The 21131-nt window shown below is 72.2% G+C and carries 22 protein-coding genes; 9 read left to right on the top strand and 13 right to left on the bottom strand.

The features are described 5' to 3' along the window. Positions 1–14 precede the first annotated feature (14 nt). Positions 15–1319: an MFS transporter gene (locus ADK55_RS30300; RefSeq protein ID WP_053683221.1), complete on the top strand. Its 1305-nt coding sequence runs from the start codon at positions 15–17 to the stop codon at positions 1317–1319. A 25-nt stretch (positions 1320–1344) separates the two neighbouring features. On the opposite strand, the gene ADK55_RS30295 is transcribed toward ADK55_RS30300, so the two are convergent. The 3 genes from ADK55_RS30295 to tuf all read right to left on the bottom strand — a co-directional run bounded on the left by ADK55_RS30295 (position 1345) and on the right by tuf (position 4349). Next, positions 1345–2136, bottom strand: coding sequence for a spermidine synthase (locus ADK55_RS30295; protein ID WP_053683424.1), 792 nt, complete (start codon positions 2134–2136; stop codon positions 1345–1347). Positions 2137–2219: 83 nt separating this feature from the next. Next, entirely contained in the window at positions 2220–3068 is an 849-nt protein-coding gene (locus ADK55_RS30290; protein WP_053683219.1) for a patatin-like phospholipase family protein, read from the bottom strand. A 102-nt stretch (positions 3069–3170) separates the two neighbouring features. Next, positions 3171–4349 carry an elongation factor Tu gene (gene tuf / locus ADK55_RS30285; RefSeq protein ID WP_053683217.1) on the bottom strand — a complete coding sequence of 393 codons (1179 nt, stop codon included), beginning with the start codon at positions 4347–4349 and terminating at the stop codon, positions 3171–3173. 614 nt (positions 4350–4963) lie between these two features. Here tuf and ADK55_RS30280 point away from each other — a divergent pair. The 4 genes from ADK55_RS30280 (at position 4964) to lnt (ending at position 9046) form a co-directional block, all read left to right on the top strand. Continuing rightward, positions 4964–5692, top strand: coding sequence for a TVP38/TMEM64 family protein (locus ADK55_RS30280; protein WP_053683215.1), 729 nt, complete (start codon positions 4964–4966; stop codon positions 5690–5692). 48 nt (positions 5693–5740) lie between these two features. Next, positions 5741–6619, top strand: a complete 879-nt coding sequence (locus tag ADK55_RS30275) for an undecaprenyl-diphosphate phosphatase (RefSeq protein ID WP_053683213.1) — start codon at positions 5741–5743, stop codon at positions 6617–6619. Between the two features lie 360 nt (positions 6620–6979). After that, complete coding sequence (locus ADK55_RS30270) at positions 6980–7447, top strand: nuclear transport factor 2 family protein (RefSeq protein WP_053683211.1); 468 nt, start codon at positions 6980–6982, stop codon at positions 7445–7447. A 54-nt stretch (positions 7448–7501) separates the two neighbouring features. After that, positions 7502–9046, top strand: coding sequence for an apolipoprotein N-acyltransferase (gene lnt, locus ADK55_RS30265; protein WP_053683208.1), 1545 nt, complete (start codon positions 7502–7504; stop codon positions 9044–9046). Here lnt and ADK55_RS30260 read toward each other — a convergent pair. Continuing rightward, a complete protein-coding gene (locus tag ADK55_RS30260; RefSeq protein WP_053683207.1) occupies positions 8991–9896 on the bottom strand; it encodes a Gfo/Idh/MocA family protein in 906 nt (301 codons plus the stop codon). The genes lnt and ADK55_RS30260 overlap by 56 nt on opposite strands. A gap of 84 nt (positions 9897–9980) precedes the next feature. Between ADK55_RS30260 and ADK55_RS30255 the strand changes: the two genes are divergently transcribed. Both ADK55_RS30255 and ADK55_RS40240 read left to right on the top strand, forming a co-directional pair. Then, a complete protein-coding gene (locus ADK55_RS30255; protein ID WP_053683205.1) occupies positions 9981–10502 on the top strand; it encodes a DinB family protein in 522 nt (173 codons plus the stop codon). A gap of 301 nt (positions 10503–10803) precedes the next feature. Beyond that, positions 10804–11187, top strand: a complete 384-nt coding sequence (locus ADK55_RS40240; RefSeq protein ID WP_234350320.1) for a hypothetical protein — start codon at positions 10804–10806, stop codon at positions 11185–11187. A 52-nt stretch (positions 11188–11239) separates the two neighbouring features. Here the strand turns inward: ADK55_RS40240 and ADK55_RS30245 are convergent, their stop codons facing one another. From ADK55_RS30245 to ADK55_RS30210, 8 genes are all read right to left on the bottom strand, one after another. Then, on the bottom strand, positions 11240–11788 hold the full coding sequence (locus tag ADK55_RS30245; RefSeq protein WP_199826665.1) for a hypothetical protein: 549 nt from the start codon (positions 11786–11788) through the stop codon (positions 11240–11242). A 97-nt stretch (positions 11789–11885) separates the two neighbouring features. After that, complete coding sequence (locus tag ADK55_RS30240) at positions 11886–12554, bottom strand: uracil-DNA glycosylase (protein ID WP_053683420.1); 669 nt, start codon at positions 12552–12554, stop codon at positions 11886–11888. Between the two features lie 111 nt (positions 12555–12665). Then, positions 12666–14249, bottom strand: coding sequence for an ABC transporter substrate-binding protein (locus tag ADK55_RS30235; RefSeq protein ID WP_053683201.1), 1584 nt, complete (start codon positions 14247–14249; stop codon positions 12666–12668). A gap of 152 nt (positions 14250–14401) precedes the next feature. Next, positions 14402–15163 carry an SDR family oxidoreductase gene (locus ADK55_RS30230; protein ID WP_053683198.1) on the bottom strand — a complete coding sequence of 254 codons (762 nt, stop codon included), beginning with the start codon at positions 15161–15163 and terminating at the stop codon, positions 14402–14404. Positions 15164–15197: 34 nt separating this feature from the next. Beyond that, entirely contained in the window at positions 15198–15959 is a 762-nt protein-coding gene (fabG, locus tag ADK55_RS30225; protein WP_053683196.1) for a 3-oxoacyl-ACP reductase FabG, read from the bottom strand. Positions 15960–16132: 173 nt separating this feature from the next. Further along, complete coding sequence (locus ADK55_RS30220) at positions 16133–16516, bottom strand: DUF3037 domain-containing protein (RefSeq protein WP_053683194.1); 384 nt, start codon at positions 16514–16516, stop codon at positions 16133–16135. After that, the gene (locus tag ADK55_RS30215) at positions 16513–17382 is read right to left on the bottom strand and encodes a HipA family kinase (protein WP_053683192.1); all 870 of its coding nucleotides are present in this window, start codon (positions 17380–17382) and stop codon (positions 16513–16515) included. The genes ADK55_RS30220 and ADK55_RS30215 overlap by 4 nt, the downstream gene beginning before the upstream one ends. Positions 17383–17997: 615 nt before the next feature. Continuing rightward, positions 17998–18612 (bottom strand): cysteine hydrolase, encoded by a 615-nt coding sequence (locus ADK55_RS30210; protein WP_053683190.1) that lies wholly within the window; start codon positions 18610–18612, stop codon positions 17998–18000. A gap of 91 nt (positions 18613–18703) precedes the next feature. Here ADK55_RS30210 and ADK55_RS30205 point away from each other — a divergent pair, with 91 nt between their 5' ends. Continuing rightward, positions 18704–19162 carry a pyridoxamine 5'-phosphate oxidase family protein gene (locus ADK55_RS30205; RefSeq protein ID WP_107089351.1) on the top strand — a complete coding sequence of 153 codons (459 nt, stop codon included), beginning with the start codon at positions 18704–18706 and terminating at the stop codon, positions 19160–19162. A 29-nt stretch (positions 19163–19191) separates the two neighbouring features. Here ADK55_RS30205 and ADK55_RS30200 read toward each other — a convergent pair whose 3' ends face one another. Continuing rightward, complete coding sequence (locus ADK55_RS30200; protein WP_053683186.1) at positions 19192–20091, bottom strand: LysR family transcriptional regulator; 900 nt, start codon at positions 20089–20091, stop codon at positions 19192–19194. 74 nt (positions 20092–20165) lie between these two features. Between ADK55_RS30200 and ADK55_RS30195 the strand changes: the two genes are divergently transcribed. Continuing rightward, positions 20166–21131 (top strand): DMT family transporter (locus tag ADK55_RS30195; RefSeq protein ID WP_053683184.1); only part of this gene is annotated, 966 nt, incomplete at its 3' end.

The raw sequence follows: 21131 nt of genomic DNA, 5'->3' as shown, positions 1-21131 counted from the left end.
GGGATAGTCCGTGGGTGAGCACTCCCCCCGCCGATCCCGCCCCGCTGTCCGCACGCCGACGCCCCGAATGGGCGGGCCGCAACTACAGCCTCCTGACGGCCGCGGCGGTCGTCACGAACCTCGGCAGCCACGGAGCGCTCATCGCGGCCTCCTTCGCGGTCATCCAGACCGGCGGGTCCCCGGGTGACGTCGGACTCGTCGCGGCGGCGCGCACCCTGCCGCTCGTCCTGTTCCTGCTCATCGGCGGAGCCATCGCCGACCGGCTGCCCCGCCACCGGGTGATGGTCGGGGCGAACGCCCTGAACTGCGTGTCCCAAGCCGCGTTCGCCGTGATCGTCCTCACCGGGCACCCGCGGTTGTGGCAGATGATGCTGCTCACCGCGCTCTGCGGCACGGGTACCGCGTTCTTCAATCCGGCCGCCGAGGGCATGCTGCTCTCCACCGTGTCCGGCCCGCACGCCAATCGGGCCTTCGCGCTCTTCCGGATGGCCATGAACGGCGCCGGCATCGGCGGCGCGGCCCTCGGCGGCGCCCTGATCGCCGCCATGGGCCCGGGCTGGGTGCTCGCCGTCGACGCGGCGGCCTTCGCCGTCGCCGGCGCCCTGCGCGCCTTCCTCGACGTCGGTCACATCCCCGACCGGGTCCCCGGCGGCGGGCTGCTGTCCGACCTGCGCGAGGGCTGGGTGGAGTTCAAGGCCCGCCCGTGGCTGTGGAGCATCGTGCTCCAGTTCTCCGTGGTCGTCGCCGTCGTCGGCGCCGCCGAGGCCGTGTACGGGCCGTTGGTCGCGCGGGACCGACTCGGCGGGGCGGCCCCCTGGGGCCTCGCCCTGGCCTTCTTCGGCGTGGGCACCATCGCCGGCGCCTTCCTCATGATGGCGTGGAAACCCCGACGGTTGCTGCTGGTCGGCACCCTGTGCGTGTTCCCGCTGGCCCTGCCCTCCGCCGGACTGGCGGTACCGCTTCCCGTGTGGGCCCTGTGCCTCGTGATGCTCGTGAGCGGCCTGGCGATCGAGGTGTTCGGCGTCAGCTGGATGACGACCATGCACCAGGAGATCCCGGAGGAGAAGTTCTCCCGGGTGTCCGCCTACGACTGGTTCGGCTCGGTGTCGATGCTGCCGCTCGCCACCGCCCTGGCCGGCCCCGTCGAATCGGCCGTCGGCCGCACCTCCGCCCTGTGGGGGTGCGCGGCCCTCGTGATCCTGGTCACCGGGCTGGTCCTGCTCGTCCCGGACGTCCGCCGGATGACCCGCAAGTCCGCGAAGGAAGCCCCCGACGTCCACGCGGCGCCGCCCGCCCCGGCCACGCTCCCCCTGGGCTGACCCGCCCTCACCCGAGAGCCACGACCTAGTCGACGCTGAACGCCCCCGTCGGCGGCTCCGGCGAGGCGACCGCCTGCGCGTCCCCCACCGGCAGCGCCCCCCGCATGAACCGGGCCAACGCCTCCCCGTCCTCCACCCGCGCCGCGAACGCGTCGGCCGCGCAGCGCCGGGCCAGCGCCGCCACCGGGATCTCCCGGTCCGACGCCACGAGCACCGCGTTCCCGAAGCGCCGTCCCCGCAGCACGCCCGGCTCCGCGATCAGCGCCAGTTCCCCGAACACCGCCCCGAAGTTCGCCAGCTGCGCCCGCAGGAACCCGAAGGGCGCCCCGTCGGCCAGGTTCGCCGCGTACAGCCCGCCGGGCCTGAGCACCCGGGCCGCCTCCCGCGCGTACTCCACCGAGGTCAGCTGGGCCGGCACCCGCGCGCCCCCGAACACGTCCGCGACCAGGACGTCCACGCTCGCGCCGGGGGCACCGCCCAACCAGGCCCGGGCGTCGGCCGCGTGCACCGTGACGCCGGCGCCCTCCGCCAGCGGCAGGTGCCGCGCCACCATGTCCACCAGTTCCGCGTCGAACTCCACCACCTGCTGTCGGGAGCCGGGCCGGGTCGCGGCGGCGTAGCGCGGCAGGGTCAGCGCGCCCCCTCCCAGGTGCAGCAGGTCGAGCGGGGCCCCGGGCTCGGCCGCGCAGTCGAGTACGTGGGCCAGCCGACGCACGTACTCGAACTCCAGGTGCTCCGGCGCGTCCAGGTCCACGTACGACTGTGGTGCCCCGTTGACGGTCAGCAGCCAGGCCCGTTCCCGGTCCACGTCCGGCATCAGCTTGGCCGTGCCCTGGCCCACGTCCCGGATCACCGGGATCTGTTCGTCGTCCACCCCACCATTGTCGGGCCGCCGCGCCGTCAGGTCGCCCAGACGGCCGTCGCCTCGGCCACGTGATCGGCCGCCTGTGCCAGCCCCGCCCGCGCCGCCGGGTCCCGCCGGGCGGGGTCCAGCACGTTGCGCCCGAAGGCCTTGCGCGCCACCTGGGACGGGGTGATCAGCAGCACCCGGGCCCCGGCCGCCCGCAACCGGGCCGCCTGCGTGGCGGGCGAGGGGATCATGCCGGTGCCCAGACTCATGGGCGCGAGGATCACCACCCGGGCGTATCCCGCCGCCAGGTCGGCGTTGGTGGCGGAGCGGACACCGCCGTCCATGAACCGTCGCCCGCCCACGGTCACCGGCGGCCACACCCCCGGCACGGCGCAACTCGCCGAGACGGCGTCCAGCAGCCCGGCCCCGCCCGTGCGGTCGAAGGCGGTGAGTTCCCCGCTCAGGGTGTCCACGGCGGTGACGACGAACCTCCGCTCGGGCCACTCCCGCGAGACCAGTCGGGCCTTGAGAACCTCGCGGCGCTCCGTCTCCGATGCCGTCCCGGCGGCGGCCAGGGCGTAGGCGCCGACGCGCCTGCGGTAGCCGGCGGCGTCCCGCGAGCGGGCCATCGCGACGGCGTACCGCGCGACGAGCCCCGCGCCGAGCCGCGCCACCGTCTCGCCCGAGGCGTCGCCCAGCTGACGTTCGTACAGCTCCCGGGGGGTCAGCAGCCCGGAGGTGAGTTGCGCGCCCACCACCGAGCCGGCCGAGGTGCCGACGACGAGTTCGGCGTCGCCCAGGTCGATGCCCGCACGGGCGAGCCCGTACAGGATCCCGCTCTCCCAGCCGATCCCGGTGAGCCCCCCGCCGCCCAGCACCAGTGCCGTTTCGCCGCTCATCGCCGCCCGCCCCTCGGTCGTGTCCCGTGATGACGGCAGTCTGGCCGAAGCCGACCGCCGCCACCACGGCGGGCCCCGATCCGGGCGACACCGAGGATCGGCTCAGAGGACGGCGGTCACCGTCCCGGCGCCGACCGTGCGCCCGCCCTCGCGGATCGCGAAGCCGAGGCCGGTCTCCAGCGGCACGTCCCGCCCGAGCTCCACGGTCATGGTGACCGTCTCCCCGGGTCGGACGACGGCCGCCTCGCCCAGGTCCACGTCCCCGACCACGTCGGCGGTGCGGATGTAGAACTGCGGCCGGTACCCGGACGCGAGCGCCGTCGTACGGCCGCCCTCCCGCGCGGAGAGCACGTACACCCGCGCGGTGAAACGGCGGCTCGGCTCCACGCTCCCGGGCGCAGCGACCACGTGCCCGCGCCGGACCCCGTCGCGCGGCACGCCGCGCAACAGGAGCGCGACGTTGTCCCCGGCCTCGGCGGACTCCATCGGCCGGCCGAAGGTCTCCAGCCCGGTCACCACCGTCTCGACCGGCTCGCCGTCCCCGCCGAGCACGCTCACCCGCTCGCCGAGCCGGATCGAGCCCCGCTCGACGGCGCCGGTCACGACGGTCCCGCGCCCGGTGATGGTCAGCACGTTCTCCACCGGCAGCAGGAACGGGGCGTCCGTGTAGCGCACCGGCATCGGCACATACGTGTCCACGGCGTCCAGCAGCGCCTCGATCGCCCCGGTCCAGCGCGGGTCCCCCTCCAGCGCCCCGAGCCCGGAGACCCGGACGACCGGGGCGGTGTCGCCGCCGTAGCCGTGCGCGGTCAGCAGTTCGCGGACCTCCAGCTCCACCAGGTCGGTGAGCTCGGGGTCCCCGGCGTCGGCCTTGTTGAGGGCCACCACGATGTGGTTCACGCCCACTTGGCGGGCCAGCAGTACGTGCTCGGCCGTCTGTGGCATGACGCCGTCGAGCGCGGACACGACGAGGATCGCCCCGTCGAGCTGGGCCGCGCCCGTGACCATGTTCTTGACGTAGTCGGCGTGACCGGGCATGTCGACGTGGGCGTAGTGCCGGGTGTCGGTCTCGTACTCGACGTGCGTGAGGTTGATGGTGATGCCGCGCCGGGCCTCCTCGGGGGCCCGGTCGATGCGGTCGAACGGGACGAAGGAGGCGCCGCCGCGCTCGGCGAGGACCTTGGTGATGGCGGCGGTGAGGGTCGTCTTCCCGTGGTCGACGTGTCCCATGGTGCCGATGTTGAGGTGCGGCTTGGTGCGCACGAAGGCCGTCTTGGCCATGATGTCTTCCCGTGTGTTCCGAAACTGGAGCGGGACCCCTGGAGCGAACCGACCCTCCCCCTGTGGGGTCCGCCGGACGATCCGGGAAGGGTCAGCTTCGTGCGCCGTCGAATGCGACGAGGGCGAGATCCTCCACGAGGAAGGCAGCCTTCGGCGTGTCCGCGACTGCGGACGGCGCTGCGAGGAAGGCGTGCCTGGACATGTCGTCGATCCTGCCGTGCGATCGGGCCGGCGTCGAACCAATTTCCGCGCGGTCGGGGGTTCTTGCCGACTCGGCCGGTTCACCGACCGCCCAGGGCGCTCACTGTCCGCGAGGGGCCGGCGACCCGGCGGCGGGGAGGGGCGGCCGGTCCCGGTGGGTCTCGCAGTGTCCTTGGTCACTGCTCGGGCCGGTACGCGGCGTCGGGTGCGCTGATCCGCGCGGACGGGCTCGCCGCCCTCGGCGCGGGCCCGTCGCACGACCGACCTGCTCGACGTCCACGACGCACCCTCTGCCGGGCGGCGCGAACCGCGTCCGCGGGCGGGCGCGGGGCACGTTCGGAGGTCGCCGGTCGTTCGACCGCATGAGGTCCGGATTACGGCGCGACGCCGCATGTGTCGGTTAGTCTCCCGGGATGTCCCTCCTCCTCGCGCCGTGGACCCGGCTGTCCGTGCTCGTCCTGCTGCTCGTCGCGGCGGGCGTGTGCGTGCTGCTGTACGAGCCCCAGCGCCTCCTCTCGGAAGGGTGGCCGCCGGCGCTCCCGGTGGGTGTGGCGGTGTCGCTGTTCGCGGCGGTGTACGGGTTGTGCACGGCGGCGTTCGTGCCGCGCCCGCTGCTGAACCTCGCCGCGGGGGCGGTCTTCGGAACCCCGTTCGGCCTGGTGGCGGCGGTGGGTGGCACGGTGCTCGGGGCCGGCGTCGCCTTCGCTCTGGGGCGGGTGATGGGGCAGGGGGCTTTGCGTCCGCTGTTGCGCGGCCGCTGGTTGCAGGCGGCCGACGGACAGTTGAGCCGGCACGGGTTCCGTTCCATGCTGGCGATCCGGATCTTCCCCGGGGTGCCCTTCGCCGCGGCCAACTACTGCGCCGCGGTCTCCCGTTGTGGCTGGCTGCCGTTCCTGGCGGCGACGGCCCTCGGCACGGTCCCGAACACCGCCGCGTACGTGATCGCGGGGGCCAGCGCCTCGTCCCCGGGTTCGCCCGCGTTCCTCGCGTCGTTCGGCTTCATCGCGGTCTCCGGGGTCGTCGCGGCGGCCGTCGCCTGGCGCAAGCGGCACCGTCTGGCACCCCCCGTCGTACACGGCCCGGCGTACGAGCCGGCGCCCCACCACCCCCCTGTGGTCAGCGGCGCCCCCCACGGGCCCTAGCATCGGACCCGAACTGCCCGACGATCACAAGGACGAGCGCACCCCGACATGAGCTGGTTCGAATCCCTAATCCTCGGTCTCGTCCAGGGGCTTACGGAGTTCCTCCCGATCTCCTCCAGTGCCCACCTCAGGCTGACCGCGGCTTTCGCCGGCTGGCACGACCCGGGGGCGGCCTTCACCGCCATCACCCAGATCGGCACCGAGGCCGCCGTTCTGATCTACTTCCGCAAGGACATCGCGCGGATCATCTCCACGTGGTTCCGTTCCCTCTACACCAAGGCCCTCCGCTCCGAGCAGGACGCGAAGATGGGCTGGCTGGTGATCGTCGGATCGATTCCGATCGGTGTCCTCGGCCTCGTCTTCAAGGACGCGATCGTGGGTCCGGCCCGCGACCTGCGACTGACCGCCACCACCCTGATCGTGATGGGCATCGTGCTCGGCTATGCCGACTGGCTGGCCTCGCGCGACGAGCAGGGCGGGAAGCACCGTGTCGTCAAGGCGCGCAAGACGCTCCAGGAGCTGGGCGTCAAGGACGGTCTGATCTTCGGTGTCTGCCAGGCGATGGCCCTGATCCCCGGCGTCTCGCGTTCCGGCGCGACGATCTCCGGCGGTCTGCTCCTGGGCTTCACGCGCGAGGCGGCGGCCCGCTACTCCTTCCTTCTCGCCATCCCGGCCGTGCTGGCCTCCGGGGCGTTCGAGATCAAGGACGTGATGGAGACCCCGGGGCACATCTCCTGGGGTCCGACGATCTTCGCGACGGTCATCGCATTCTTCGTGGGCTACGTCGTGATCGCCTGGTTCATGAAGTTCATCTCCACCAAGAGCTTCATGCCGTTCGTGATCTACCGGATCGCCCTGGGCATCCTGCTGTTCGCGCTGATCGGCACGGACGTGCTGAGCCCGCACGCGGGCGAGTCCGGCTCGTAGCGCGCGGCACGCTCACCGCTTCGCGTGAACCGGAGGCCGCTCGGGAACGTTCCCGGGCGGCTTCCGCGTCGTTGTGCCTGAAGAGACCTGAAGGCAAGCAGCAGGGGGTGTCCCATGGGTCGTGTGGTGTTGGAGCGTTTTCCGGCCGGAAGTCCGCGGGGAAGCTGGCCCGCCGAGGAGTACGCGGCGCAGCGATTGCGCGAGGGCGTGCCGGCCGAGGTCGTGATGGACCTGGACAGTGACGCGTTCCTGGTCGTGGTCCGACCGCGGGAGGCTCATTCCGGTCATTGATCGCGTGCGTGGGGGCCCGGTCCGCGCACGCCCCTTGGCCTCGCGGGCGTACGCCCCCAGACTGTCCCGATGACGCAGCGTGTGGACCTCGGGACGGTAATGGACAGGCTGGCCATCGACGAGGTGGTCTCGGGGTACGCGGCAGCCGTCGACGACGGTGACTGGGACGCCTACCGCGCCCTGTTCACACCGACCGGGCGGGCCGACTACAGCTCGGCCGGCGGGGTGGAGGGGCCCGCCGGCGAGGTGGCCGAATGGCTCGCGCGGACGATGCTGCTGTTCCCGGTGCGCCAGCACCTGATCGTCAACCGGCTGATCCGGCTGGAGGACCTGGGCGGTTCGCCCGGGGACTCGGCGCGGGTGCGGGCGGACTTCCTCAACCCGATGCGGCTGGCCGGGGAGGAGTTCGACGGGACGCTCACCTCCCCCAATTTCGTCGCCGCCGGGCGGTACGCGTTCGCGCTGGCCCGGACCGCGGACGGCTGGCGGCTCACCTCGGTCACCGTGCACGAGAAGTGGCGGCACCTGTCCGCGTAGCCCTGGCCGGGCTGATCCGGCCCGGCCGTTCCACACTGGAGGCGGAGGCGCGTCATGATCTCGAGGTCGAACCGGTGGTGGCGGGCGGCGGCAGCCGTCGCCGCCGGAGCGCTGCCCGCCCTCGCCTTCCCCTCGCCCGGGCTCTGGTGGTTCGCCTATGTCGCCCTCGTGCCCTGGATGCTGTTGCTGAGGTCCGCCCCCACGGGGCGGCGCGCGGCCCTGGAGGGGTGGCTCGGCGGCGCCGGGTTCATCTTCGCCGTGCACCACTGGCTGCTGCCGAGCATGCACGTGTTCCTGGTCGCGGTGGCCGCGCTGCTGGGGCTGCTGTGGGTCCCCTGGGCACTGCTGGTGCGGGAACTGCTCGGCGGGGTGCCGGCCGCCGGTCGTGCGGCGGCCGCGCTGGTCCTCGTACCGGCGGGTTGGCTGCTGTCGGAGTTGGTCCGGTCCTGGCAGGGCCTGGGCGGGCCGTGGGGGCTGCTCGGGGCGAGTCAGTGGCAGGTGCCGTCGGCGCTCCTGCTCGCTTCCGTGGGCGGGGTGTGGCTGGTGAGCCTGCTGGTGGTGGCGGTGAACTGCGCGCTGGTGCTGTTGCTGGCGGTGCCCGGGGCGCGGGTCCCGGCGGTGGCCGGGGTGACCGGCTGTGCGGTGCTCACCGGGGTGGTGTGGCTGTGGGTGCCGCGCCCGGAGGCGACCGGCGCGCTGCGCGTGGCCGTGGTCCAGCCGGGGGTCGTCGCGGACGGTCCGGACAGCGCCGAGCGCCGGTTCGACGTCGGGGAGCGGCTGACCCGGACCCTGGCGGGCCAACGCCCCGACCTGGTGGTGTGGGGCGAGAGCAGCGTCGGCGCGGATCTGGAGGCCCGCCCGGACCTGGAACGGCGGTTGACGACACTGTCCGCCGAGGTGGGGGCTCCCCTGCTGGTGAACGTGGACGCGCGGCGGGGCGACAGCGCCGGGATCCGCAAGAGTTCCGTCCTGATAGGGCCCCAGGGTCCGACCGGCGACCGGTACGACAAGATGCGGCTGGTTCCCTTCGGCGAGTACGTGCCCGCCCGGTCACTGTTCGGCTGGGCCACCTCGGTGGGCAAGGCGGCGGGCGAGGACCGGGTGCGGGGCGACTCCCCCGTGCTGATGCCGCTGCCGGGCCGGCCCGGGCTGCTGCTCGGTCCGCTGGTCTGTTTCGAGTCCGCGTTCCCCGACATGAGCCGGCACCTGACGCGTGGCGGGGCCGCCGTGCTCGTCGCGCAGTCCGCGACGAGCAGCTTCCAGGACAGCTGGGCGCCGGCCCAGCACGCCTCGCTCGCCGCCCTGCGCGCCGCCGAGACCGGCCGCCCGGTGGTGCACGCCACCCTCACCGGCATCAGCGAGGTGCACGGCCCTGCCGGTGAGCGGGTCGGCCCGTCCCTCGCCACCTCGGCGAGCTCCGCCCACGTGTACGCCGTGCCGCTGGCCACCGGCTCGACGCTGTACGTCCGCTTCGGGGACTGGCCGGTGGGCGCGGCCCTCGCCGCTCTGGCCGCGTTCTGCGCGGCCCGGTGGAGGCCTTCGCTCAGGAAGCCTGCTCCAGAGCCGAGCGCACCACCCGTTCACACAGCTCGTGGGTGAGGAGGGCGTCCCGGGCGCTCAGCGTCGTGCCGGCCTCGACGGCTTCCAGGAAGGCGTCCACCACCTGTTCGATGCCCCGCTGGCGGGCGACCGGCACCCAGTCGCCGCGCCTGCGCACGGTCGGCTGGCCCTTGTGGTCGATGATCTCGGCGAGGTTGACGACCTGCCGCTTGGTGTCCTGTCCGGAGACCTCCAGGATCTCCTCGGTGGACCCGGACAGCCGGTTCATGATGCCGAGGGCGGTGAACCCCTCGCCGGACATCTGGAGTACCACCTGGTGCATCAGCCCCTCGCGCACCACGGCCCGGACGTCGACGTGGTCGGCGTCCCCGGGCAGCAGGAACCGCAGGGTGTCGACGACGTGGATGAAGTCGTCCAGGACCAGCGTCCTCGGGTCCTCGGGCAGCCCGACCCTGTTCTTCTGCATGACGATCAGATCGCGCGGGTGGTCGACGCACTGCGCGTACCCGGGCGCGTGGCGCCGGTTGAAGCCCACGGCGAGGGAGGTCCCGCGCTCCTCGGCCAGTTCGACCAGCCGCCGCGAGTCCTCGAACTCGTAGGCCAGGGGCTTGTCCACGTAGGTGGGCACGCCCGCCTCCAGCAGACGCGCCACGATCTGCGGGTGGGCCTCGGTCGGGGCGTGCACGAAGGCCGCGTCGAGGCCGGCGGAGAGCAGGGCGTCGAGCGTGGTGTGCCGGCGCTCGGCCGGGACGTGGTGGATCGCGCCGATCCGCTCCAGCGTGGCGGGGGTGCGGGTCTGCAGGTGCAGCTCCACTCCCGGACGGGCGGTGAGGACGGGCAGATACGCCTTGCGGGCGATGTCGCCGAGTCCGATGACGCCAACCTTCACCGGGAGCCTCCAGGTTCGTTCCTTGTGGGACGCTCGCAGCTTAATCCCTGGTGACAGGGGCTGCGGTCGCTGAGGATGGGGCACATGACCAACTCCGGATCCCACCGCCCCGAACCCTCCACCACCGCGAACGAGCGGGACATGTTGGACGGCTGGCTCGACTACCACCGCTCCACATTGGCCTGGAAGTGCGAGGGACTCGGGGACGAGCAACTGCGCCGCAACGCGCTCGCGCCGTCCGAACTCAGCCTGTTGGGCCTCGTCCGGCACATGGCCGAGGTCGAACGCTACTGGTTCCGCGAGATCATGCTCGGCGAGGAGCTCCCCGACCTGTACTCGACGCCGGACAACGTGGACGGCGACTTCCGGTTCACCTCCAAGGACACCTGGAGCGACTCCGAGCGGGTGTGGCGGACCGAGATCGAGCTGGCGCGGCAGTCCGTGCAGGGTCGTTCCCTGGATCTGGTCTCGCGACCCGAGAGTCACCGCCGGGGCGAGGTGTTCAGCCTGCGCTGGGTGTACACCCACATGATCGAGGAGTACGCCCGCCACAACGGTCACGCGGACCTGCTGCGCGAGCACATCGACGGCGCCACGGGCGAGTAGCGGGCCCGGTCTCCGCCCGGATCGCGCTCCGGCCGTCAACCGGCGGCGCGCCGACGGGCGGTCGTCACCCGTGCGGGGGCAATATCGCCCCAGGGTTTTCGCAACCGGGTCCTCGCACAGCAGAGTTGCGCGAGTGCATCCAACCCGAACCACGACAAAACTACTGCTCGGAGTGGCCTGTGCCGTCTCGGCTGTCTCCGGCTGCGTGAATGTGACCCCGGCTCCGGCACAGCCCGCGGCGGTGCCCCCCGCGGGGTTGCCGCCGCGGCACGTGCCGCGCGGCGGGCCGGGAGCCCTCCCGGTGGTCGTCCAGGCGCCCGCCCTGGAGGCGCTGCGGGCGGTCCCCCGGGAGCCTGGGCATCCGGCGGCCGCGACCGCTTCGACGACCGGCAGCCGGGGCGAGCCGCCGAGGGCGCCTCGTACGCCCGCGGGGCCCGATCGGGCCACGCCGCCGGTCCCGGACATCCCGGAGCCCCGCCGGCGGGGCGAGCATCCCTCGGGGCACGGCGACGGCCGTCCGGGGGACCGTACGCACCGACCCCGGCCCGACGCGAAGGCGCCGCGGGAGCTGATGCGGGAGTTGCCGGTACGCCCGGCGGACGTGTGCGCCATGGGCCGTCGCCACGGGCGCTGGCACCCCGACAGCCCGGAGGCCCGGATCTGCGCGGGCGTCCAGGGCGGCTGAGGGCCCCCGTACGGCCTCCCGCACCCCGTGACGCCTCCCGGGCCCCGGGAGCCTACGGAGACTGCTCCGGGAAGGGGCGGGGCCGCTCGCCCGGATCCGTCGCGAGCCGCAGCTCCAGCCGGGCGATGGCGGCCCGGACCCGGTCGCCGTACCCGTCGTCGGCGAGCGCGCCGGTGGCCGCCCGGGCCCGGGCGAGGTGGACCCGGGCCGCCTCCGGTCGACGCAGTTTCACGTAGTCGGCGGCCAGGTTGAGGTGCAGCGACGGGTAGAACACCCGGACCGCCGGATGCGGGTCGCGGGCACCGCGCGGGGACCGGGCGCCCGGTGGGCCCGCCGTCGGACCGTCGGCGGCGGTCGGCCCGTCGGCGGCGGTCAGTGCCCGCAGGTCCCAGGCCAGTTCGTCGGCCGGGTCGTCCTGCGCGTCGGCCATGTAGTGCGCGAGGGTGCACCGGTGGAGCGGGGGCCCCGCCTCGCCGATCTCGGACCAGATCTCCCCCAGGCGGTTGCGGGCCTCCTCGCGGTCCCCGGCGTGCAGCAGGATGACGGCCTGGCCGATCCTGGTCATGACGGCGTCCTCGGACGCCTCCTGCTGCTCCGTCAACGCGGCCTCCGGCTGGCTCTGCCAGACCTGCTCTCCGGTCTGATCGTCACGACGCTAACCGCAGGCGGCGCCTGCGACGCCCAGGCGGGGTGTGGCGTCAGCCAAGGTCCGGGATACGCCAGTCGATCGGCTCATGCCCCTGGGCGGCGACGGCTTCGTTGATCTGCGTGAAGGGGCGGGATCCGAAGAACTTCTTGGCCGACAACGGCGACGGGTGGGCGCCCTTGACGATCACGTGCCGGGCCTCGTCGATCAGCGGGATCTTCTTCTGGGCGTACGCGCCCCAGAGCACGAAGACGACCGGGTCGGGACGCGCGGAGACGGCCTTGATCACCGCGTCGGTGAACTTCTCCCAACCCTTGCCCTTGTGCGAGTTGGCTTCGGCCTCGCGGACGGTGAGCACCGCGTTGAGCAGCAGGACGCCCTGCTCGGCCCACGGCATCAGGTACCCGTTGTCCGGGACGGGGAGACCGAGCTCCTCCTTCATCTCCTTGTAGATGTTGCGCAGCGAGGGCGGGGTCTTGACCCCGGGCCGCACGGAGAAGCACAGGCCGTGTCCCTGGCCGGCGCCGTGGTAGGGGTCCTGGCCGAGGACCAGGACCTTCACCTTGTCGAACGGCGTGGCCTCCAGGGCCGCGAAGACCTGGTCGCGGGGCGGGTAGACCGGCCCGTTCGCCCGCTCCTTCTCGACGAACTCGGTGAGCTCTTTGAAGTAGGGCTGGTCCAGCTCCCCGCCGACAGCGGGGAGCCAGGACTCGGGCAGCATCTGGGTCACGTCTACAACCTCCGGTACAGGATCGAGCAACTGCGCGGTGCAACTGCCCAGAACCTACCGGGAGCCACTGACAACGCGTCGTCCGGCTGCCCGCCCTGCCCGCTACCAGCTGGTCTTGCGGTAGAACTCCCACATCTGCATGACGGTCTGCGGGTCGAGGGCCCGCTCGGCGCCGGCGATGTCCTCGCGTGCGCCGACGTACAGCTTGCCCTGCCACAGCGGCAGCAGCCGGACGTCCTGGGCGAAGATCTGCTGGGCCTCCTCGAACTCCTTGACGCCGGCGGCCCGGTCGCTCTCGCGGCGGGAATTGGGCAGCAGCTCGGTCATGATGCGCGCGGGCTCGTACGGGGTGCCGACCGCGTTCTGCTTGCCGACGAACGGGGCGATGAAGTTGTCCGGGTCCGGGAAGTCGGGGAACCAGCCTCGGCCGAAGACCGGGTACTCGCCCTTCTTGTAGCCCGCCTGGAAGGCCTTCCAGGGCTGGCCACGCAGGTTGATCTTGAAGAGGTCGCTCTCTTCGAGCTGCCGCTTGATCTCGGTGAACTCCTCGGCGGTGGAGGGGCCGTACCGGTCGGTCGTGTACCAGAAGGTCAGCTCGACCTTCTGGGTGATCCCGGCTTCCCGGAGGATCTTCTTCGCCTTCTCGACGTCCGAGTGGCCGTACAGGTCGTAGAACGGCGTCCGGTGGGCGACGGTGCCCTTGGGAACCATCGAGTACAGCGGCTCGGCCGTGCCCTGGTAGACCTTGGCCACGAGCGCTCCCCGGTCGATGACCTGGGCGATGGCCTGGCGCACCGGCAGCTTGGCGACCTGCTGGTCCTTGGGGTTGAAGACGAGGTAACGGATCTCGGCGCCGACGTTCTCGACGACCTGGACGCCGGCGTCGTGGGACGCGGGCGTCTGCAGGTCCTTGACCTCCGCGGCGGAGAGGCCTCGGTAGGTGGCGTCGATCTCCTTGGACTTGAGTGCCGCGACCAGCTTCTTGGAGTCCGCGAAGTAACGGATGGTCACCCCGTCGTTGCGACGGTTGGCGAACCCCGTGTAGCTCGCGTTGCGGCTGAGGACCGCTTCGCTGCCCTCGGTGTACGAGTCGAGGACGTAGGGGCCGGAGCCGATCGTCTTGCCCTCCTCGCGCACCTTGTCCGCCGGGTACTCCTTGGGCGGGACGAGCGAGGCGGCCGGCGAGCCGAGGACGTACGGGAAGGTCGCGTCCGGGGTGTTCAGGTGGAAGACGACCGTCGCCGCGTCCGGGGTCTCGATCTTGTCCAGGCTGCCGAAGAGGTCCTTCGGACCGACCTGGGAGTTGATCGTCCGGATCCGGTCGAGGGAGTGCTTGACGGCCTTGGCGTCCAGCGGTTCCCCGTTGGAGAACTTGAGGCCCTTCTTCAGGGTGCAGCGGTAGGACTCGTTGCGGGAGTCGGTGAACTCGCAGGCCTGGGCGGCGTCCGGCTGGGGCTGGGTGGAGCCCGTCGGGAACGCCAGGAGCGTCTGGTAGATGTTCCGGTACAGCTCCCAGGAGCCGTCCCATGCCGCGGCGGGGTCGAGGGTGCTCGGCTGGCTCATCGTACCGACGACGATCCGCTTCTTGTCGTCGCCGCTGTCGTCGGAAAGCAGACCGCATCCGGCGAGCAGGGATATGGACGCAAGGGCCGCAGTGATCTGCAGGCATCTGGTCCGGTTGAACACGCGCACGCTCCTCGATCAGCCAGGGGTGCGGCAGACCCTACCGCAGTGCCTCACAAATCCAATGGGCAGGTTTCGTGAGGCACTTGACCGATTACGTGCGTATTAGGTACGCATTTGCCTCCCCCTGGGAGGCAAATGCGTCCGGTTATCGGTCAGTGCACCCCGGCATTGAGGAACATTCCCCCGTCGACGACCAGAGTTTGTCCCGTGATCCATTCCGCTTGTGCAGATGTAAGAAAGGCCGCGGCACCCCCGATGTCCTCCGGGACCCCGAGGCGGCCGAGCGGATAGGCCGCCGCGGCCTCCTGCTCACGACCTTCGTAGAGCGCCTGCGCGAACTTCGTCTTCACCACCGCGGGGGCGATGGCGTTGACCCGCACGCCCGGCGCCATCTCGTGCGCGAGCTGGAGGGTGAGGTTGACCATCGCGGCCTTGCTCATTCCGTACGCGCCGATGAAGGGCGAGGCGGAGACGCCGGCGATGGAGGCGATGTTCACGATCGCCCCGCCGTTGTCCTTCTGCCAGGCGTGCCAGGTCCGCTGCGCGAAACCGAGCGCCGAGATCACGTTCGTCTCGAAGACCTTGCGCGCGACGCCCAGGTCCAGGTCCGCGATCGGCCCGAAGACCGGGTTGGTGCCGGCGTTGTTGACCAGGAAGTCGACCCGGCCGAAGGCCTCCATCGTCCGCTCCACGGCGACGGCCTGGTGGGCCTCGTCGTGCGCCTTCCCGGCGACTCCGAGCACCCGGTCCGCCCCGAGCCGCTCGACGGCCTCCTTGAGGGTGTCCTCGTTGCGCCCGGTGATGCACACCCGATCGCCCCGGGCGACCAGTGCCTCCGCGATGCCGTAGCCGATGCCCCGGCTCGCCCCGGTGATCAGTGCGACCTTGCCGCTGTCGTTGCCGCTGTACGTCATGCCGTACGCCCTGCCTCTCGTTCGTCGCCGCGCGTCAGTTGAGCGGGCCGCCGGCCACGTACAGGACCTGCCCGGAGACGAAGCCGGCCGCGTCGCCCGTGAAGAAGGCGATGGCGTTGGCGATGTCGTCCGGGTTGCCGACGCGCTGCACCGGGATCTGGGTGGCGGCGGCGGCCTGGAAGTCCTCGAAGCCCATGCCGACCCGGGCGGCCGTCTGAGCGGTCATCTCCGTGGCGATGAAGCCGGGGGCGACGGCGTTGGCGGTCACGCCGAACTTCCCGAGCTCGATGGCCAGGGTCTTGGTGAAGCCCTGCAGACCGGCCTTCGCGGCGGAGTAGTTGGCCTGGCCGCGGTTGCCGAGGGCGGAGCTGCTGGAAAGGTTCACGACGCGGCCGAACTTGGCCTCCACCATGTACTTCTGACAGGCCCGCGCCATCAGGAAGGCGCCCCGCAGGTGCACGTTCATGACCGTGTCCCAGTCGGTGGCGCTCATCTTGAAGAGCAGGTTGTCGCGGAGCACGCCCGCGTTGTTGACCAGGATGGTCGGGGCGCCGAGCGTGCTCGCCACGCGCTCGACGGCCGCCTCCACCTGCGCGCTGTCGGAGACGTCGCAGCCGATGGCGACGGCCCTGCCGCCGGCCGCCGTGATCGCCTCGACGGTGTCCTTGCAGGCCGCCTCGTCCAGGTCGAGTACGGCGACCGCACGGCCTTCGGCGGCCAGGCGTACGGCGGTGGCCGCGCCGATGCCCCGGGCCGCCCCGGTCACGATCGCGACGCGCTGCTCGGTGGTGGACATGCTGGATCTCCTCGCGCTTGGAATCCTCGGTGCGCCGACGCGGCCCCTCATGGGTGAGCAACCGCTTAGTAGCTTCGGCTGGACAGACGCTAGGAGCCCTGGCACCCGGTGTCAACGGCGCCGGCCCGCAGGGCCCCCGGGTCGCGCGCCGATCCCCGGAGGGTCCGCCGCGCTCAGCGCACCAGCAGCTCCAGCAGCCGTTCCACCTCGGCCTCCGGGTCGGCCGTCAGGCCGGTGTGTACCGGGCCCGGCTGCACCACGGTGCTGCGCGGCGCGATCAGCCAGCGGAACCTGCGGCCGGGCTCGTCGCCCGCCGCCTGACCGGCCGACTCGCCGCCCGCGCACAGCCCCTCGACCCCGAGCAGCGCGGCCCGTACACCGCTCACGTCGGCCTCTGGGTCGAGGGCGAGCAACTTGCCCTCGTCGAGGTGGGTGCGCGCGGCGACGTAGGAGTGCGCCCGGCAGTAGACGATCACGCCGGCGTTGAAACACTCGCCGCGCTCCATCCGGGGCACCACACGCACCAGCGCGTACTCGAACACGTCCCGCTTGATCACTCGCTGTCGCTCTTCTTCTCGTCGGGCTTCTTCTCGTCGGGCTCGGTCTTGGCGCGCGGCGGTGCGAGGCGCTCGGCCAGCCACCCGGGCGGACCCGACCTCGGCCGGACCTCGGCCTCCATGGTGATCCTCTCGTGGATGCCGGCCGCCCGCGGCAGCAACGCGTCCACATAGGCGCGTCGCACGGCGTCCGTGGAGTCGAAACCGGGCTCGTCGACCAGCCACTCGTCCGGCACGTCCGCGGTCACCTCGTCGAGCAGCTCCCTCGTCACCAGCGGCGCGAGCTCCGCGGCGGCGGCCGCGATGTCGGGTCCGACGGGGGCCAGGACGTGGTCGGAGGCGTTGTAGGACTTGGCGGCGGCGGTCGCCGCGGTCGGCCAGTTGTGCTGCCAGATCATGGTGGCGCCGTGGTCGATGAGCCACAGGTCGCCGTGCCAGACGAGAAGGTTCGGGTTGCGCCAGGAACGGTCGACGTTGTTGATGAGGGCGTCGAACCAGACCACGCGTCCGGCCTCGACGGGGTCCACCTGGTACGCGAGCGGGTCGAAGCCGATCGAGCCGGGCAGGTAGTCCATCCCGAGGTTCAATCCGCCGCTGGCCTTCAGCAGCTCCTGAACCTCCTGGTCGGGCTCGCCGAGCCCGATGACGGGGTCGAGCTGCATCTGCACCAGGCGCGGGACCCGCAGGCCCAGCCGCTGGGCCAGTCGGCCGCAGACGACCTCGGCGACCAGGGTCTTGCGCCCCTGGCCGGCCCCGGTGAACTTCATGACGTAGGTGCCGAGATCGTCGGCCTCGACGATCCCCGGCAGCGAGCCGCCCTCACGCAGGGGCGTGACGTAACGGGTCGCGATCACTTCTGTGAGCATTTTCCCAGGCTAACGGGCGAACGCGCTGCACGATCCAAGGTTTTCCCGAACGGCTGCCCAGCCCGGTCGGACCGTCGGTCAGCCCCGGGAACAATCCGGGCGTTCGAGCCGGAGACCTCGCTCCCCCGGCTCCCCGGCAGACCGGCGATGGCCCGGCGCCCGATGCTGCCTGCCTCCGGCACGGAGTGAGCATGGTGGTCGCGCGTGTGGAGGCGGTCGCGGACGCCCCGGCCCGCGCGCCGCGGGGCCGGGCGTACCCGCTGTACGTGACACCGGCCTGCCTGTCGGGGGATGTCTCACAGCTCGTGCGGCAGCAGCGATCCCACCCAGCAGTCCCGCAGTGCGCCTTGGGGCATGGAGCGGAGCCTCAGGGTGCACTCCATCCGGAATCCGGCCTTCGTCGCGGATGTGCTGCTCGAACTCCGGTCGGGGCGGGGCTCGCGGGGCCGTACGGGGAGGCTGCGGGGAGGTCCGGCCGTGTGGGCCCGAGGGCCCGACCTGCGTGACACGGGTGCCGAGGTCGTCGACCAGTCCCGGCGGCGAGCCATCCTCACGCAGGGGCGCGACGTGGCGGGTCGCGATCACTCCGGACAGCGTCCGGCGAGGTTGCGGGGGTCACCGCGGCACGGCCCACCCGTCGAGCAACTCCCGCGTCGTGGTGATGGTGGCGACCAGCGCCAGCGCGTTGCGGATCACCTCGGCGGTGTACGCCGCGGGTACCCCGGTGATCGCGTCGGACGGGACCACCACCCGGTAGCCGAGGTTCACGGCGTCGAAGACGGTGTTGGGGATCGCGATGTTCGAGGAGACTCCGGTGACGACGAGGGTGCGGACACCGAGGTTGCGCAGCAGGGCGTCCAGGTCGGTGCCGGCCATCGGGGAGAGGCCGTGGAGCCGGCGCACGACCAGGTCCCGCTCGGCCACCACGATGGGGGCGGCGACCTCGACCGCGCGGCTCCCGCTGAGTTGGCGCACCGGGAGCTTGCCGGCGGCCCGGAAGAGCCGCGCGTTGGCGTTGGCGCCGAGTCCGTCCGGCCGCCGCTCCGCGACGGCGTGCAGCACCTGTACGCCCGCTCCCCGGGCGGCGTCGACCAGCGCGGCCACCCGATCCAGCATCCCCGAGTCGCGGGCTTCCTTGGCCAGTTCGGGCAGGGCGCTCTCCTCGCCGACGACGCCGTTCTGGCATTCGACGGTGAGCAGCGCGGTGGTGGCGGGATCGAGTTCCGGCATGGCTCCCCCTGGCGTGACGGCCGAAGAGCCCGCATGATTCCTGACACACAGTCAGATGTGAAGGGGCGCGGGACGGATGGACGAGGCACGCGTGGACCGGACGCAACGGCGGGGCCGCCGCATCATGATGACCGACGAGGAGGTGGACGCGTTCCTGCGCGAGCAGCGCACCTGCCGGGTGGCCACCGTCTCCCCGGACGGACGCCCCCACGTCGGGGCCCTGTGGTTCGTCTGGGACGGGAGTTCGCTGTGGCTGTACTCGATCACGCGCAGCCGCCGCTGGTCCGACCTGCGCGAGGACCCCCGGATCTCGGTGGTCGTGGACGCGGGCGAGGCGTACGACGAACTGCGCGGGGTCGAACTGTCCGGCAGCGCGGTCTTCGTGGGCGAGGCTCCCCGCACGGGAGAGCCGTGCCCGGAGCTGGCGGAGGCCGAACGCCTCTTCCCGGTGAAGAACTTCGGGATCGAGGAGATGCCGCACGACGGGCGCCACGCCTGGATACGACTCACCCCGGAGTCGATCGTCTCGTGGGACTTCCGCAAGCTCTAGAGCCATGCCCCGGGCCCCAGGCGGCGGTCCTACAGCGTCGAGGCGGTCGCCTTGAGGGCGTCGACGGCGGCCCGGACGGAGGGCCGCCGGTCGGCGTCCGCCCGCCAGACGACGTACACGTGCCGGCGGACGGCGTCGCTCACCGGCAGCAGTCGCACCCCGGACGGGACGGGCCCACGCCCCAGCCGGGGGGTCACGCACACGCCAAGTCCCGCTTCGACGAAGGCCAGTTGGGTGTGGTGCTCCTCGGCGATGTGCGCGATGCGGGGCTCGATGCCGATGCCGCGCAGGGTGAACACCAGCCACTCGTGACAGAACTGGCCCTCGTTCCAGGAGATCCACTCCTCGTCGGCGAAGTCGGCCAGTGAAACCAGGGACCGCCCGGCGTGCCGGTGACCGGCCGGCACCGCGATGTCGACGGAGTCCTCCAGCAGATGGCAGCGGGTGAGCTCGACGGGCACCGGCATCCGCTTGTTGTGCCAGTCGATGGCCAGGGCCAGGTCGAGATCACCGCGCACCACTGCGGCCATGCTCTCCCCCGGCTCCTGCTCCCGCACTCGAGTGCGGAGATCGGGGTGTCCCGTGCGCAGCGCCGTCAGCGCCCCGGGCAGCAGTCCGCGCATGGCGGTCGGAAAGGCGCCGATCTGCAACTCCCCTACCGCACATCCACGTTGGGCCTCGACCTCGGCCTGGGCGAGTTCGACCTGGGAGAGGATCCGGGCCGCGTGGTCGGCGAGCAGACGCCCGGCATCGGTCAGCCGGACTCCGCGCCCGTTCTTGGCCAGCAGCGGCTGGCCCACCTCCCGCTCCAACTTGGCCATCTGCTGGGAGACCGCGGAGGTGGTGACGTGCAGCCCGTCCGCCGCGCCGCCGACCGAGCCGTGGCGGGCGAAGGCATCGAGGGTGCGCAGGCGCTCCAGGTTCAACATGTAAGCAATGCTACGACGAGAGCCCCACACATTCTCGCTTGTTCTAATGCGTCGGACGCCACAGAGTAAACCCCATGAGCGCACCCACCACCCCGAGACCGGCCGCCGAGGCTCTCCCCGACTCCCTCCCCGATCCCCTGCCGATCACCGCCGCCGCGACCGTCGCCGCACCGCCCGACGCTCGCAGGGGCGGCCTCGACTGGCGGATCCGGTTCGCCGTCCTCTCGGTGATCTGGGGCTTCAGCTTCCTGCTGATCAAGGTGGGCACGGAGGCCTACGCCCCGTTCCAGGTCGCTCTCGGTCGGGTCGCCTTCGGCGCCCTCGCGCTGCTCACGGTCCTGTTGCTGCGCCGCGAGCGGCTCCCCCGGGGCCGGCGGACCTGGGCCCACCTGACGGTGGCGGCGCTCCTGCTCAACGCCGCGCCGTTCTCGCTCTTCGCGTACGCCGAGCTGAGCATCCCCTCCAGCCTGGCCGGCATCTGCAACGCGACCTCCCCCCTGTGGGGCATGGCCCTCTCCCTGGTCGCCCTGTCCGAGGACCGCCCCACCCGCCGCCGGTTCGCCGGCCTTGGCCTCGGCTTCCTCGGCGTGCTCACCGTCCTCGGAGCCTGGCAGGGCTTCTCGGGGGTCGACGCCACGGGCACCGCGCTCGCCCTGCTGGCCTCGCTCTGCTACCCGATCGGCTGGATCTACGTCCGCCGCACGCTGGCCGGCACTCCCGGCTCGCCGGTGGCCCTGACCGGCGCGCAGCTCGGCATCTCGACGGTCCAACTGCTGCTGGTCAGCGCCCTGTTCACTTCGGCGCCGCACTCGTTCCCGCTCTGGCCGACCCTGTCGGTGATCGCCCTGGGCGCCCTCGGCACCGGATTGGCCCTGCAGATGCAGTACGGACTGGTGACGGAGGTCGGCCCGACCACCGCACAGATGGTCACCTACTTCATCCCCGTCATCGCCACCACGGCGGGCGTCCTGGTCCTGGGCGAGCAGCTCCACTGGAACACCCCGGTCGGCGCGGCCATCGTCCTGGCCGGCGCGGCCCTC

It is taken from the genome of Streptomyces sp. WM4235 (assembly GCF_001279725.1).
Lineage (GTDB): Bacteria > Actinomycetota > Actinomycetes > Streptomycetales > Streptomycetaceae > Streptomyces.
The sequence above is the reverse complement of the archived record's forward strand: the minus strand, read 5'-3'. Positions and strand labels throughout refer to the sequence as shown.